The organism is Elusimicrobiota bacterium, assembly GCA_041660185.1.
Classification (GTDB): domain Bacteria; phylum Elusimicrobiota; class Elusimicrobia; order 2-01-FULL-59-12; family 2-01-FULL-59-12; genus JBAZWU01.
Map to the genome: position 1 here is coordinate 179691 of JBAZWU010000003.1, position 15959 is coordinate 195649.

The window sequence follows — 15959 nt, forward strand, 5'->3', positions numbered from 1 at the left end:
CATCGTCGGGGATTAATGGATAACGCCGATCTTTCGGATCACGGTGCTGGATCCTTTGCCGCCGCTCACCTGAATCTGGGCGAGGTAGCCGCCTTTAGATACTTTCTGCCCGGCCTCGTTGGTGCCGTCCCATCCGCCTGGCGGGACCGTATTGGGCCCTTGCAGGCCGCCCGGTGTTCCGCCCTGGAAGTTCCAATGCATGACCCGATAGCCCAGCAGGTCGTAGACCGTGATGTCGACATTCGCGTCACTGGCCAATAAATAGGTAATAAACGTGCGCCCTTCGATGCCGCCTTTACGGGTATCGACAGGATTCGGGTAGTTGGAGACCTTGGTGATGATTTCTTCCGGCAAGCCGGTATCGATCGTGCCGGATATCTCAGACCACGCGCTTTCGCTCCCTGCGCCGTTGATCGTCTGAATCTGATACCGGTAGAAGTGGCCTTGTGGTCGCGCGGCGCCGGTTTCGCCGTGGAGAAGCATCAACGGTGAAACCAGCGGCTGAGCCCCGACGCGGACGGTCCCTGGAGCTCCAGCCGATTGGGCGCCCAGAGAGGAGGCCCGGTTTTCGGCGCCAAACGTAAAGTTCGGTGTGGAGGTCTGAATAATTTCAAGAGGCACCGGGTTGCCGTCAACGTACTGCCGGATCTTGTAAGAGAAGAGCCCCGACGGTCCAATCGTCTCCGCCGGCGGCCATTGCAGGGTGATGACGCCGCTGGGCGTGCTGGTCGGCAGATTCACAAAGCCTTTCGGCGCGCTCGGTTTCGTTATGTCGATGCGAACCGTGGCCACGTTGATCGGCGACGGCGGCAGCGTCAAGCCATTAATCGTCGTAATGGTGCGCACCATCAGGAAGTACACACCGTTGTTGCTCAGCCCGAGGCCCGTGATATTCACCGGCGGCTGCGAGTTGATCGTGATCCAGTTGGTCAGGGACGGAGTCCGGGTGATATCGCTGGAGACGCTGACGCCCACCTGGTAACTCACCGATACGTTCGACGGCAGCGGCATGGGCGGGTTGGTCAGCCAGGTGGCGGAGACCTGATCCTGCCGGTTGCTCCAGGCGTCCTGGAGGTAGAGGCCCGTCAGCGCGGAGTTGGACGACAGCGTGATGTCCGGCCGCACCGAGATCGTTGAGATCTGAACCGTCTGGAAGTTGTAGATTGGAACGTCCGCGCTCTGAATCGGATAGGAGTTCAGCGGATCCTGCAAGGCCGTCGACGGATCGATTGCGAGTCCCCCGGCTCCGGCGATGGATAAGCCGGCCAGATGGCCCTGCGTCGATGTCCCGGAGCCGTCCAGCGTCCCGATATCCGCGGCCAGCAGGAGTGTTCCTCCGGAGGTATTGAAGGTGACCGGGACGCTCAACGGAATCGTGGCGACGCCGCCCTGGAAGTGGCCCAGGCCCGGTCCCCAGGGCAGCGAGCCCATCAATGTGTCGCTGATGTCCAACTCTCCATTAAGGTTGGCATCCAGATACACGTAAATTTGGCTGAAATCACCGTCTCCGGGAGTCGCCCCGAAGGGACCTGTCGACGTCTGGATCGTGCCAGTCTGTGTGACGGTGACGGATCCGACAATGACCTGGTTGATGCTGGGGGTTACCGTCACGGCCAACAGAGGCACCTGGGTCGTTCCCTGGAGCGCCGACTCCGGCGTCAGCGATCGTCCGGTGACCCGGACCGTGAGCGGTGTGATAATGATTTTCCGTGAATCGTGCGGCAGATTGTCCGGCAGCATGGCGTCCACGCCGGCCGGGATGAAGGAACCATTGAACCAGCCCGGATCCTGAATGCCGACGCCTTCCGCGTTATTGGACGTCGCGCCCAGGGCGATGTCATAGGCGATAAAGTAGGTCTGCGGCGTCGGCGTCAGGGTTTCAGTTCTGAGGAAGTTGACGGTGGTTGTCTTCGGCTGGGTTCCGGTCGGATCCGGGGTGGTGTAGGAGCCGGTTCCCACCAGGATGTCCGAGCCGTCGATCACTTCGTTAAAGTTGGCATCGCGATACACTTTAATGAGAGCGATATCGTCGTTCGACCCCAAGGTCTGCAGGTTGCCCTGGCCGTTGCGCGATACTTTCAGCGAACTCAGGTAGGCATACGACACATCGGTCTGGAGCGTAAATTTCAGGATGGGAACGTTCAGGTCCCCCTGGGTGGCTCCGTTCGGAGCGACCGTATCGTCCGGAATAAAGGTCACTTGGTCCGGATACTCGCTCAGCGTCGCTTCTTTGGTCGTCAGCGGCGGCGAATTGGCCAGAGCCACCAGTTTCGGCATCACGACATTAAAGCTGCTCGCGCCCATGATCCGCGCTCCCATGGTGACCTGCTCGTTCGGCTCTTGAACCCCGTTGTTGTTGATGTCACGGTACAGCGGGGAGAATGGATTGATGTCATAGGCGAGGAAATAGTTGACCCCCGTGAACCGGTCATTCACGTTGGGAACGACCTGCGGCGTGACGAAGGTCAGGGTGGCCACCCCGGTACTGAAGTTATTCGTCCCATTGGTAATGAGCCCGGGTTTGACCAGATTGTCTCCGATCACGGTATCGTTGGTGACGCCGTACACGATGCGGTTCTGGAGATGCCCCGCCGGCGTGGTCCCCAGGAATCCGCGGGTCAGGCCGGTAAAGGTGTCTACCCCGTCGTTATCGGTGTACCGGATCAGCTCGCTGTCGACCAGGAGGACCCCGGGCACCCCGGCACCCGACGGGAAAGAGGAGGAAACGCTCACGCGCATGGACGTGGCCGAGGCGTTGAGATCGGCGGCCAGCGCGCTGGTCGGCGTGGGGTTCCCGTCGTCAAAAGCCCCGTTGTCATTGAGGTCCTTCCATAAGTTGACGTGCACGATATCGCTGTCATCCGTGTTCTGCCCGATTCGCTCGACGGTCAGCGCCTGCCAGACGGCGGTATTATTGCTCGCTTTGACATTGATCTTGGCCACCTTCGCGTTCCTTTTGTTCTGCTGGACCATCGTGGGCAGGACATCGGTGAAGGTCACGGTCATGGTGTCAATCGTGGCGGCCACAACCTGCGTTCCGGTCTGCATCGGGAACGTGGTGGTGTTGATGGTGTGGACGCCATCCCCGGCCGAGAGCGCGCCGATGATGAAGGCGTCTTTGCTGAGCGCGTTCAGGAAGAAGGCGTTGTTGGACGGCGCCGACTGGCTGATATCCGCCGCCACCCAGAAGGTGCGGGGGTTTGTACTGATGACGACATATCCGGGAGCGCCGATGGTCGGGTCATCCAGCGGGATGTGGACGCTGCCGTATTGACTGACCCCGGTGCCCATCAAGATGTTGTTGATCCCGACATCCCCTCCGCTGTCCCGCACAAAGGTATCGCCGGTGTAGATGTTCACGGCCGAGATGTCCGAATCGGTGCCGTTCAATCCGCCGGGGACGTTTCGTCCGAGGTCGAGCGAATACCAGCGGATGTCGTAGTTGTTTTCCCCGCGAAGCGTCAGCTTCATCAAGGCGACGTTGCGGCTGCCCTGCGTATAGTTGAACCCGAGGAAATTCGGCATCTCCGAACTGTTGACGACGGTATAGGTGGAGTGGGTCGGCGGAGCCAGCGGGTTGCAGGAATTGTTCAGGCAGCGCGTAATGCCGGTCAGTACATTCAATGTTATGCCGGCATACTGGAAGATTTCGGAATCCAGGACCAGGATGCCGGTAATCGGCAGACCAGTGGTGGTATCGAGGGTAAACGCGTCGTCGGGCGACTGCACCGGGGCGATGAGCCTGGGCATCGGATAGGTGCCGGCGTCATTGGTGAAGCAATATTCTTTGTCCACGCGCATCGTCTGCGGGCTGGGAATGATGGTCCGTAGAATGGACGAGGCCGGCAGATGCGTGCTGGAGGATATGTTGGGGGCCGAGACGCTGATGTACGAGGGAGATGACAACGCGACCCCGATGGTTTTTTCCGGTTGAGCCAACGGAGAAATGTCATAGGAAACGAAATAGGTGTTCAGATGACGCGCCGCTGTTTCGATTTTGATCGGCCCGGTGGTCAGGTCGTTCAAGTCGGCGCTGTACGTGTTCGTGTCAAACGTGACCCTGGCCAGACCCGGGGCGGGCGCGCCAAAGACGCCGCTTCCGATCGGCGGGGAGTCCGCGGCCACGTTAAAGATGCCGGTACCGTTGCGATCCACCCAGACCTTGACCGCGGCCACATCGGAGTCGCGCGAGGTCCCCAGGCGGCTGAAGGTTAACGACTGCAACGCGGCCCGCGCCAGGTTGGCCTGGAGATTGAAGCGCATGACGGCCTGGTTGGTCATTCCCTGCCGCAAGGACATCGGGGTGATGGCGCTCGAGACATCGGTCGACGTCAACACTACAAAGTCCCCGTACTCCTTCATGTTGCCGACATACGTCCCTCCGGTTTGCCCGCCGGTTGCCGGCATGCCGATGTTCCCGGAGAAGTTCCCGACGGTTTTGGGCGCTTCCACGACGAAATACGTTGTGGAGCGGATTTCCGCGCCGAGCGAGGCGTTGATGCTGACATAAGCGAGGTTATTGAAATCAAAGGCCAGGAAATAGTTCTGCGCCACGGCGCCGATCGCCTGTCCGGGCAGTAGTCCCTGAAGATCGATGAGATCCAGATACGCCTGCCCTTCGACCAGCGCGCCCGTGGCGTGAACGGTGGCGGTGGAGTTTTCCGTGGCGCGTGTCAGGCCGGTCAACTGATTGCCCATGGAATCGACTCCCGAATAGGTCATGATCTCGTTTCCAATGACCAGCCGTCCCGGGGCCGGCGCGTACAAGCTGGCGTTGGCCACATGAGCGACGTCGGTCGAATCATCCATGTCAAAGGCCAGCGGAGACCCCGGGAACTGGAAGGTCTTTAAGCTGGTGGTGACTTCACTGTCCACGCCGACCTCGTAGTTGCCGTTATTGTTGCTGTCCAGATAGAGATGAATCGCGTCAATATCCGAAGGCCGGTTCAAATGTTCCGGATTGCCGCGATCCAGCCGCAAGTGCGTCCAGACCACGCTGTTGACGACGCCGGAGCCGGCGGGATTACGGGTCTGCATCGTCAACTTCATGACCGGCACCTGTCTATCCCCTTGCGTGGCTACCGCCGAAACATTAAAGCCTCCCGCGGAGTCGTTGACGCGTAAGACATTCAATTCATCCGGTGTCGGTGTGATCGGCACCACCGAGGAATTAATTTCGAGGAATGAAGCCATTTCGCCGTCACCCAGCCCGATGTCGGATGTGCCGCGGATGCGGGCGCTCAGGTTCAGGCTGGCCGCCGAGGGACTGATATGGTAGGCGACAAAAATGTAACTCGTGGTCGGCGTCACAATGAGATTCGAGGCCAGCGTGACCGTCGCCACCTGGTTGATGAAATGGCCGTCCGCGGAGATGGAGCAGTTGTCGATGGACGGCATGAAGAACCCGTCCCCGTTGCAGTCCTTGTAAATCTTGACGTCGCTGATGTCCGCATCATTCGCCGTGGAGGGCTGGTAGACCCGCAGGGAGTTCACGGTGCCCTGGAAGGCCTCTGTCCAGAAACCGAGGCGCAGCATGCCCGTCGCGTCCGTTCCCTGGCTGACGTAGGCTTGCTGGCCCAGGCCCGCCCCGCCGGGATTCCACCAGGCGGCGATATCGGTCCCTTCGATATGGACCTTGGCTTTTTCGCGCACGACCGGGGCCGTTGATGTGTAAATGGCGAAGTTGTTGTTGGCCACGCCCAGCCCGTTAATGGTGATCTGTGACGGATCCGTGATCTTGAGGCCCAGGTTCGCCGGCAGCGGCGTCAGCGTCTGGGACGAAATCCGGACGGTGATAAAGACGTTCTTCGGCGATCCCGGCGTGACCGGGATATTCAGGCCGGAGAAAACCGCCTGCCCGGCGGCAAAGGCCGCTGTGCTCACCAGTTGATCGATCACCGGCGAGCAGCCAAAGCAGGGCTCCGGCTCCAGCTGGCCGTCGTTGTTCGCGTCGTAGATGAGTCCGACCTCGGTGATGTCGCTGTCTCCCAGGGTGCCGGCGATCGTATTCTTCGCCACTCGAATCTGCGAGACGGTCGTGTTGGAGGAATACGACGGCGGCAGTACGCTGAAGGTCAAGCGCAGCAGCGGAACCGGGTAGAAGTCGTTATAAAGGGTTCCATTCCCCTGGGACAATCCGGTGCGGCCCTGATAGGGGGTTCCGCTCAAGAGTTGTTGCTTGGCCGCGTAGGTCGGATCGGACATCGGAACAGGCGAGAGATCCGCCGGAGTGACCACGATGCCGGCGGTGACGATGTCCTCCAGCGAGTGGACGGGCACGTTGCGGGCGGTGTCGCTGGTCCAGCCGCGCACAATGTTCTCAGAGGAGTCAAAGGCATTATTCCCGGGCACGAGCGGTGGGACCGGAGTGACATAGTCCGTGGCTTTGATATGAAGCGTTTCCTGGATGCTGTCCGATATGAGGAGATGCGAATAAACGCCGCCGTCGGACGCCTTAAAGGTGTAAGAGGACACCGGCTGCGTCAAGTTGCCGCTGTCCACCAGGGTGACCGAGGTCGAGAGGCTGGTTTCCCAGAACAGGACCTGGCCGGTGTAGTATTGGCCGTTTTTGGGATCGCCGCTCGCGATATTGCCGAACTGGTCCCGCGCGACAATCCGGCCCATGGGCAGGAGGCTGTTCACCGGCAACGGATTGGATTCTCTGAAGTTCGGCTCAACCGTCAGATAGGCCGCGGGCGCCGCTGTAATGACATGCGTGGTCGTCCCGTTCGCCAGAACGCTGTTGCCGTCGTAGGCCGTCATGAGATGACTGCCCTGGACGGTGTCAAAGTAGTAAATATTCACTTGCGCGGAGCCGGACGATAAGGGCACCGGCAACACATTGGCGGAGAAGGCCGGGCCGGGGATACTTCTGAAGAGCGCCAAATTGTCCGCGCTGGTCCAGGCCCGGGCACCGGCGGAGTCGGCGAAGAAATTAATGACGGTATCGGTTACGACCGGTGACGTATTACCGAAGGGATCCACGGAGACAATCGAGACAACGGTGTTCGTCGGGATCCCCGTTTGATAATCCGGTTCGTATTGGATCGTGGTTCCCGCGACCATCGTGCGGGACGGCGTCAGGAACTTAATGTGGTCGGGCGGGGCCGGATTCACCGTATAGCTCGAGACGGACGCGGCCCAGCCGGAAGCGGGTTTTTCGATGATGACGGAGTGATTGCCGGCCAGCGTATCGATCATGAGGAAGGTCATCGTGCTCTCACCCACCGCGATCCGCGCGTTTCCGGCCCCTGCCACAAACGTCGTGGTGCTGTCGGGAGAAGCGAAGGAGACCGCTCCCTCCGAGTTCGAAGTGAGAGTAAATTCAGCGGTGGGCCCGCCGAGATCCCCGATCGTGATCGGGCTGGGGTTGCCGTAGATATCGGCGGTGGCGAATTTGAAGGCCTGGGACGTGGTCCCCGCGGTCAGGGCCGCCGGTTGGCTCAGCAGGCTGATCCGGTAAATAGAATTGGGGGCGACGGTGACGGCTTGCGTGCCGGTGCTCCAGAAAATACCGTTCACCCAGGCCGAGAGCAGAGGCCGCGAGCCGGGAGTCGGGTAGTTCTCGCTCGCGTTGGTGTCCATGTAGTAGAACGTCGTTCCCCACGTATTGGCGTCAATCAAAACCGAAGTCGTGGAGCTTTGGAAGCCGGGCGCCGCCGGCGGCGGAGGCGGCAGGATCGCCGACGAAACGGAGAATCCATAGGCGTCAAAGTTCGACGAAGGATTCCGGGTCGTCGTCAAAACAGCGGTCACGGAGGACGCGGTCACCGTCGGATTCCCGTTGTAGTCTTGAAGCTGGAGATTGAGGACCGAGAGGTTGGGGTTGCCGGTCAGATCAAACGGCAGGCCCGCCTGCAAGATCCGCTTGGCGTTCCGGAATCCCAGTTTGGCGGTAACGTCCGGCGTCACCGTGAAGTTGTATTGAGTCCGGATGGTGGAGCCGCTGTAGCTGGCCCCGACATAGGCTTGCAGGGTCCAGGTCCCGAGCCGGCCGTCTTCCAGCGGCGTGGAAGACATTTTGTCGAAATAGACGAAGTTCAGCTGAGACGTGCCTCCGAGGAATGTCAGCCCGGTGATCGGGACGCCGGCCAGCGTCTGGAATTCATAGTCATGCGTTGTTTTCGTAAATCCGCGCGCGGTGTGAATGTTGGATTGGTTGTTGGCGCTGTCGTCCAGGGCCACGGCCAGACTCCCCACGTCGGCCTGGTTGTCAAAGTCGTCACGCCGCTCCAATATGAAGGACGGCAGGAATTGCGCGGTTTTCCCCGCGGCCTCGGAAGCGGGCGGGTTCACAAAAGCGAGTTTGCTGGTCGTGCCGCCCGCGGTCGTCAACCGTCCGGTTTCGTTAACGATGGTATAGACTCCGGCGGTGGCGTTGAATCGAATCTGGGCGGAATCCCCCGTCTTGTTTGAAACGTAGTAATACAGAGGGGCGGAAATGCCGATGGTCCCGCTGGAGTCTGTCACGACGCTCCAGGTGGGGGTCGGCGGCGTGCCGGAGGACGCGGCCGCATTGAAGGAAATGGTGCCGGTGGCCCCGACGACGTTGTAGGTCGACAAATGGACCGTGACCCCCGCGCTGGAGGAGTAGTTGTTGTACGAATCAGCCAGTTTGGCCCAGATGGGATAGTACCCCAGCGCGCCCAGGCTGCCGGCCGGGACATTCACATTGCCGGCGGGACTCACGACAAATTGAGACGGCGACCCGGCGGATACCGCGATGTAGGGGCGGGTGGAATAAACCACGCCGCCCGAGCCCCAGCCGCGTTCGGTGGTGACATCTATTCCTTCACGCGCCCTCAGCCAGTCGTTGCCGGCGGCCAGAAGCGAGAAGTAGTTGGTCAGGCACAATTGTCCGTTGCTGCTGACCAGGTTGTAGGTCGTTGTCCCCGGCAGCCAGGGGGGATTTTGCATGGGATCCGTCAGCCCGCCGTTGCCGGTGGTCTGGGCCTCAAATGAAATCGTGGTCAGGGTTGACGTTGACGTGTAGGGCCCGGTTGAAAGGACATTATGGAATTGGTCATGCATGACCAGGCAGCCATCGAACGGCTGTCCGGCCTGAATTTCCGTGGCCGGCAAGTTAAAGAAGTGCAGATGGTGTTTCGCTCCGGGATAGACCCGGATAGGCGAGGACACGTTCTGCAGGAGGCCTTCGGTCCCGGCGGGGCTGTCAGGGGCCGTTGAAACCGTGATCTGGAAAACCGTCTGGGCAGAGCTCGCCTGAACGGTGAAGACTTGATACCCCTCGTTGGGTAACAGGAGTCCGGGATTTGTGGGCGAAACCCAGGTGACTCCCGTGTCATTGGAAGTCAAGAGCACCTTCGGATTCGTGCCGTTCGGGACCAGGTTGTATTGCGCGTCGGTCTGGTAAACGGTCACGTCAAAGTTTTCGCCGGCTACTTGCTCAGCGGGTACGCCGAGCCGGCCGGTCGCCGAGCCTGGGACAAAGGTTTCCCCGGGAACCCTGACCAGCAACCGGGTGGCCGGTCCCGCGTAGACTTCAAAGGCGCCTGTCGCCGGAGAAACGGATTGTGTCCAGTGCGTGCCGCTGTCCTGCAGCTCCGTGTCGACGGCGGTCACGGTCTGCGTGCTGGCGGTCCGCATCTGCACGACAAACGTGCCTTCGGATTGGCCGTTCAGGAACGTCAGGGTCGTTGAGATGACCGCGTACGGATCGGTTGTGGCCAGGGCGATTCTCTCCTGGTTGTGCGCGGTAACCGGGTTGAAGTACATGTCGACCACGCGGACCGTCGCGCCGACCGTCGAGCCGGCCACCACATTGGCCACGCTCCCTGTTTTCCCGGGGGACCCGCTGCCCGGGGTGGCGGTTTCGTTCGGCAGCAACAAGAGGAGATTAGCGGCGGCCCTGGGGCTGGCCGTAAAGACGGAGGAAATGGACGGCGCCCAGGGCGGCGCATGGCCCGTGGTGCTGTCGATCATGACAAACTGTTCCGTGGTGGCCCGGTAGAGCCTCATATTGGCGAAGGTCGCCTGTCCCGTGACATGGTTAATGGCCTGGATAGGCGTAGGGATTACGGCGTAGGGATCCGCGTTGTCCGCGATGGAAATCTTCACGTTGGCGGAATTGGTTCCAAACGTCGCCGGAGGCACCGTGATCGTGTTGAAGAATTTATCGGTGATCTGGACGACGACATTCAGCAAGTCGCCGACGGTGTAAGGGGACACGGGTCCGGACTTGCCCGTGGCGGTTCCCCAGGCCGGGGATTCGCCCGGCAGAAGCGCCAGCAGGTTCCGCTGGAATCCGGACGAGGCGTTGGCGTTGACGGGGACGCCCGCTGACGTGAAGTTTGTGTAAACCGGGCCGGTCGATGTCGCGGTCAGTATCCAGCCGCTGTTTGTGGCGGTGATCAGTTCCATGGGGAAGACGAAGGACCCGGTGGTGATTAAGACCGTGACAGGGTCTTTCCCGTCCGAGGTCCAGGGGCCGGTGGACGCATCGTTCTGGTCGGAGGTCTCAATCCTCAGCGTAGCGCTCGCGGTGGTGACCGGGTTCCAGAACGCGTCTGTAATGTTAGCCGTCACGTAGAACTGGGCGCCGGCCGATTGCGTTGAAGGGCCGCCGCTGACGCCGTTCGTATAAGCCGACAGGCTCCCGGGCACCGCTGTTTCTCCCGGCAGCACCAATTGCAGCTGCGAGGCCACGGCTCCGTTCACCGTGAGAGCCACGCTGCCGTCGGTCAGGACCGGGGCCGTATAATCATGATCCTGAGCGTAAAGGGTGGTGACGCCGGCGGTATAGAAGTTCACACCCTCCACGATCACCTGGCCGGCCGCCAGGGTCACCGAGCCGGGATTGATGTCATACGGATCGCTGGTGTAAACGAAAACAGGATTGCGTCCGGTCGAGACCAGGTTGGAGAAGGCATCGGTCGCGTTCACGGTCACCTGGAAGGCGGTACCGGCGGTCCGGACATCGGCGGTGCCGCTGACGCCTCCGACCGTCCCCGACGAGAGCGATTGTCCGGGAGCCAGAACGATCAGTTTGGTCGGCGCGCCCGGGATCGTCACCACCCCGGTATCCGTATCCATCTGATAGTTGGCTCCGGTAAAGGTGCTGGCGGTAAACTCCCACGTCCCGGCGGTGACCAGCACGGTGCCGAACGTGGCGGAGGCCGTTCCCAGATCGAGGGATTGCGGGTTGCCTCCGGTGTAGGCTTCATTATCATTCGGATCGGAGGAAACCAGCCGGACACTGGGCAACGCCGCGTTCGGCTGGATGTTGTAATAGGCATCCGTCAAATAAACCGTTACGGGGTAAGCCTGACCGGCGACAGCGGTGTCCGGCGAGTTAACCCGTCCTTTCGAGGGAACGTTGCCGGGGACCCGGTTCTGTCCCGGCAGAACAACCTGGAGTTTGGCGGCCGGTCCAGCGCTGACGGGAATGGCCGCCGAGGTGCTGGGCAACAACGCGGAAGCCGATCCCGATGTTGTTGACGCGATCACCGTCCATCCGCTCGCCTGATTGGCTTTGGCAAAGACCATCTGGAAAATCGTTGTCCCGCCGGAGAGCGTCTGCGGCAACAGTCCGGCGGCGTATGGATCGTTGGTCGCCAGCTGCACCTGCGCGTTGGCCGCCACCAGGTTCCAGTTCAAGTCCACCGCGTTAACGATGAGCGAGACGGGGACCCCGGCCTGCTGAGTCGAAATCGCAACCGACGATTTTCCGGTTGACGATCCAGGCACCGCGGTTTCGCCGGGGACCAAGATCTGGAGTTTGACAGCGTTATTGGTTGAGACCGTGAAGGTGGACGATATCACCGTTGACGAACTCGCGTCCAGCGTGACCCCTGACATACGAGTCGCTGTAAAGGACGTGGATCCCGTGGCCGTGACGAGGGTGAACGAAGCACTCCCGGTCCCGGTAAAGGACGGCGACTGCGGAGCAACAAAACTGTCCGTGTTGTTTTGTAATTGGATCGTGATGGCGCTGGCCACGGGGTTAAAATGTTTATCCACTACGTTCACAACGACGGTGCTGGACACCCCCGAAACCCAGGCTTGCGGCGCGCCGGTGCGTCCGGTGCCGTTCAGGTTGTACGTGCCAAGACCCGGGACAGCGGTTTCGCCCGGCAGAACAATCTGAAGGGTTCTGGGGGTTCCGGCGGTGACGGGAATCGCCGGAGACGTGTCCGTCGGGATCGTCAATCCGGGGGCATTCGCGGTGAGCGCCCATCCGCTCATGCTGGCGGTCACAAAGGTCCAGGTCGAGATCAGCGTCCCGGAGTTCAGATTGATGGAGAGCGGATCCGACTGATACTCCGCCGGCCGGTTGTCGTGGGAGTCTGTTCCAGTCAGCGTCATCCCGGCGGGTTGACCAGCGGTTTTGTTGAAGAAGCGGTCCACCGCGCGCACCGTGACCCAGAATCCGGTTCCGGCGGTCTGTGTGCTGATGGCGGCCCCCGTCTTTCCTGTTGCGGTCCCGGGGGCGCCGCTCTGTCCCGGCACCAGGAGCTGGACGCCGTTCGTCGCATCCGGCGCCATCACGAGCCCTCCGGACTGATAAGGCGCGCCGTCCGTAAAGCCGGCGGCTGAAGCCGTCAGATAGGTCGTGCGTGCCGTATTGGGGAACACTTCGGCGGTGGTGAGAATAAACGGCAGAGCCACAACGCCCGCGGTCATCGCCTTCGGGCTGTCGCTGGACAGCGGGACCGCGTTCGGATCATCCGATGTCAGCGTGACCACCGGGTTGATCGTGGTCACGATGTTGTAGTAGTTGTCCACGGCCCGGACTTCGACAAAGTACGTTGTGCCGGCGATAAACGGATCCAGCGTTCCCGGTGTCGCCGGATAATTGGAGTCCGTCGTATTCTTCTGCTTGCCGCCGCCGCTCGTATTCCCCTCCTGGCTGAGTTCACCCGGGGCCAGAACCAGCAGTTTGTTGGCGGTGCCGGACTGCACCGGCAGCCACGTGGAAATGCCGACGGCAAACGGATCGCCGGTCGCTGTGCTCGCCGTGATCTGCCAGCCGGAAGGATTGCGCGTGATGAGCGCGACATTGTTGAACACCGCCTGACCCGTGGGCAGCGGGGTTAAGCCGGTTTGAATATTCCCTAAGGCCATAATCCCGGCCGCGGCATTGGAATCATTCGTTGTTAAGGTCACAAAGGTATTTTGTCCCTCGGAAGGGTTAAAGAAAGCATCGACTAGATTCACGGTGACATCAAAGGGAGCGCCGGCTGTGAAGGGCTGAATGCCGGGAGCCGCATTCCCGTCAGGCAGGCCCGTATAACCGCCGTTTTGCCCGCTGTCATACGGAGGACGTCCCGGATCCGCGGTTTGTCCGGGGACCAGGATCTGCAGTCTGGAGGGCGTAGCGGCATGGGTCAGCACAGAATCAGACGTTGTGCTGATGAGCGGCGTGCCCACATATCCCATGATGGTCGACACGCTGATCGTCCAGGGGCCCGGGGCTTTGCGGAAATCCATGGTGAAGGCGGTCGGGCCGCTGACGCTCAGGATGCCGGGTGGAACCGCGTAGGGATCGGTTGTGGTCATCTGAATTTGAGCCGTATCCGGCCGGGGGTTATAGAAGCGGTCGGTAATGGTTACGGTGGAGATGTAAGCCGTGCCCGCGGTCGCATCCGCCGGCGAGCCGGTGAAGCCTCGCGGAGATCCCGGCGCCGGTGTTTCCCCAGGCAGTACGAGGAGAATGTGATCCGTGGTTGTGGAGTTCACCACCTGGACGCTCGAGGTGTCGGAGCTGACGCTGACCGCGGAAGCCGCGGTGGTGCTGGCGCCGATGGTCCAGCCGGGTGTCGTGTTGGCCGCTTTAAAGGTCACGTTGTAGAAGCCCTGGCCATTGACTCCCAGCGTCAAAGGATTAGGCGCGACAACCGCGTAAATGTCCTGCGGCGTCAACTGGGCGGTAGGCTGGCTGGCCTGAGGGACCCGGTTAAATCGGGAGTCAACCATGCGCACCGTCACCGCGTTCGACACGCCGGCATACGTCGGCGTCACGCTCCCGCTCTTGCCGGAGGTGGTTCCCGGCGCCGGGTTTTCACCGGGGAGCAGGACCTGTAAGCGCACCGGTGTTCCGGGGTTCACCGGGATGGCGCTGGAGGTGCTGATCGGCAGGCTGAACCCGGAAGCATAGATCACTTGAGGACTGAACGCGTCGGTTGAAACAGCCAGGGTCACGGTCACCGGGGAAGCGCTGGCGCCTCCGGAGAGATTGACCGTCGGAGTAATCGTTCCGTAAATGTCGGCCAGGGAGAGTGACACCACGCCGTCCGTTGATACGGTGTTGTTGAACGCGTCCAGCGCGCGAATGCTGCCGATCGGCAGAACAAACGACGTGTTCGCCACCTGGGGCTGAGGCGTGCCGCTCTTGCCGGCCCCGTCCGTGTGGCTTTCGCCGGGGACCACGATCTGCAGCTTGGAAAGCGCTCCGGCACTCACCGGCACCGGCGATGAGATGTTGACCCCCAGGGGAACTCCGCTGATGCTTCCGGACGAGGTGAGCAGCCAGCCCGAAAGGTTCTTGGTTCGCAGCTGGACCGAGTTGGTCATCACGCCGTTGGTCGTAGGTGATCCGTTGATGAGTGGATTCGTCACGTTCGGATCATTGGCTTGTATGGTGATGAGGGCCTGTCCCCCGCTTGGGGCTTCAATGAGGTTCCAATAATCATCCACGACGCGCACCGTGATCGGGATAGATTCTCCCCCCGCGAACGTGTGAGGCGCTCCAGTTTTTCCTAAGGTGGTCAGCGGCCAATAACCGGTTCCCTGCGCCGCAAATTCTCCGTCTACCAGGATCTGCAGATTCATTTTTGTCACGTCCGGATCCACCGTCAGGTGCTCAAAGCCGCTGTTGAATCCGGCGGCGGTCGCGGTCGCCGCGGTAAAGGCCGGCAGGGAGGCGTCGTAATCGCGAGACCGTTTGGTCACCCAATTCCAGTCAAACGTTGTTGTCCCATCCGTGAGCGTGATTTGCCGGGTGGCGGAAGGCTGGGCGTTCGGATCATCCGTCACAATCGTAACCGTCGGGTTAGTGGAAATCAGGTTCCCCCAGGTATCCGTCGCGTCCAGCGTGAAAGCGATGGTGGATCCGGTGACAAAGTGGTTGTCCGAAGCGGGCCCGATGGGTGTGCCGGTTTTCAGCGCGGTGGTCCCGGAGGCGGCGGTTTCGCCGTTGACCAGAATCCGCAAGTAGCGCGGGCTGCTTTCTTCTTCATCCGGGTAAACCGTAAACGCCGGCGAGTCATAAATCGGGTTCGTGAGTCCAATGACCGTGGACCGCAGCGTCTGGTTGAAGCCGTTGTAGTCAACGGCCCGATAAAGGATCACGTTGTAGGTGGTGGTTCCGCTGACCATTTGTTTGGTGCCGATGCCGGACGCATTCGAATCGCTCGGCGCGGATAGAACGATCGTGGCCGCGGAGCTGGTCTGGTTCCAGTACGCGTCGACCGCGTAGACGGAGACCGGCTGGCTTTCTCCGGCGGTCCAGCTGGACGGGGAATCCGGCGTTTCTTTCCCGCCTGTGCCGCTGCCGGCGGGGGTATAGGGCGGTTTCCCGGGCCTGTAAATTTCTCCCGGCAGAACAATCAACGAGCGATTAATATTACCCGGCACAATCGGGATGCCGGTCACGGTAGAGGTGGCGTAGTTGGTTCCCGGCAGGCTCGGGAACACGGTCAGGGTTTGAGAGCCCTGCTGGTACATCCGGACGGCAAAGGTGGTCGCGCCCAGCGTCAGTGTCTGGGTGGCGCCGTCCGTGTCGTACGGATCGGAGGTCTGGATAAACACGTTGCCGGTCCCGGCGTTGCCCACAGGGTTGTAGTAGGTATCGGTAATGGTGGCGGAAGCGACCCAGAGAACGCCGGCGGTATGCTGATCCGGCGATCCGGTGAGCCCTCCGTTGGGGACATCGCCCGGAACCAGGGAGAGGCCAGGGAGCGTGACCATGATCTTGGTCGGGCTGCTCGCGATCACCGGCA

At 61.2% G+C, this 15959-nt stretch carries 1 protein-coding gene; it reads right to left on the reverse strand.

What is annotated here, in order from left to right; genetic code table 11:
• Positions 1-12 precede the first annotated feature (12 nt).
• Complete coding sequence (locus WC859_04410) at positions 13-15927, reverse strand: hypothetical protein (GenBank protein ID MFA5975390.1); 15915 nt, start codon at positions 15925-15927, stop codon at positions 13-15.
• Positions 15928-15959 lie beyond the last annotated feature (32 nt).

Coding starts and splice junctions, on each gene's coding strand:
- WC859_04410 (MFA5975390.1), bottom strand. CDS start 15,927: ATGGTCACGCTCCCTGGCCTCTCCCTGGTTCCGGGCGATGTCCCCAAC.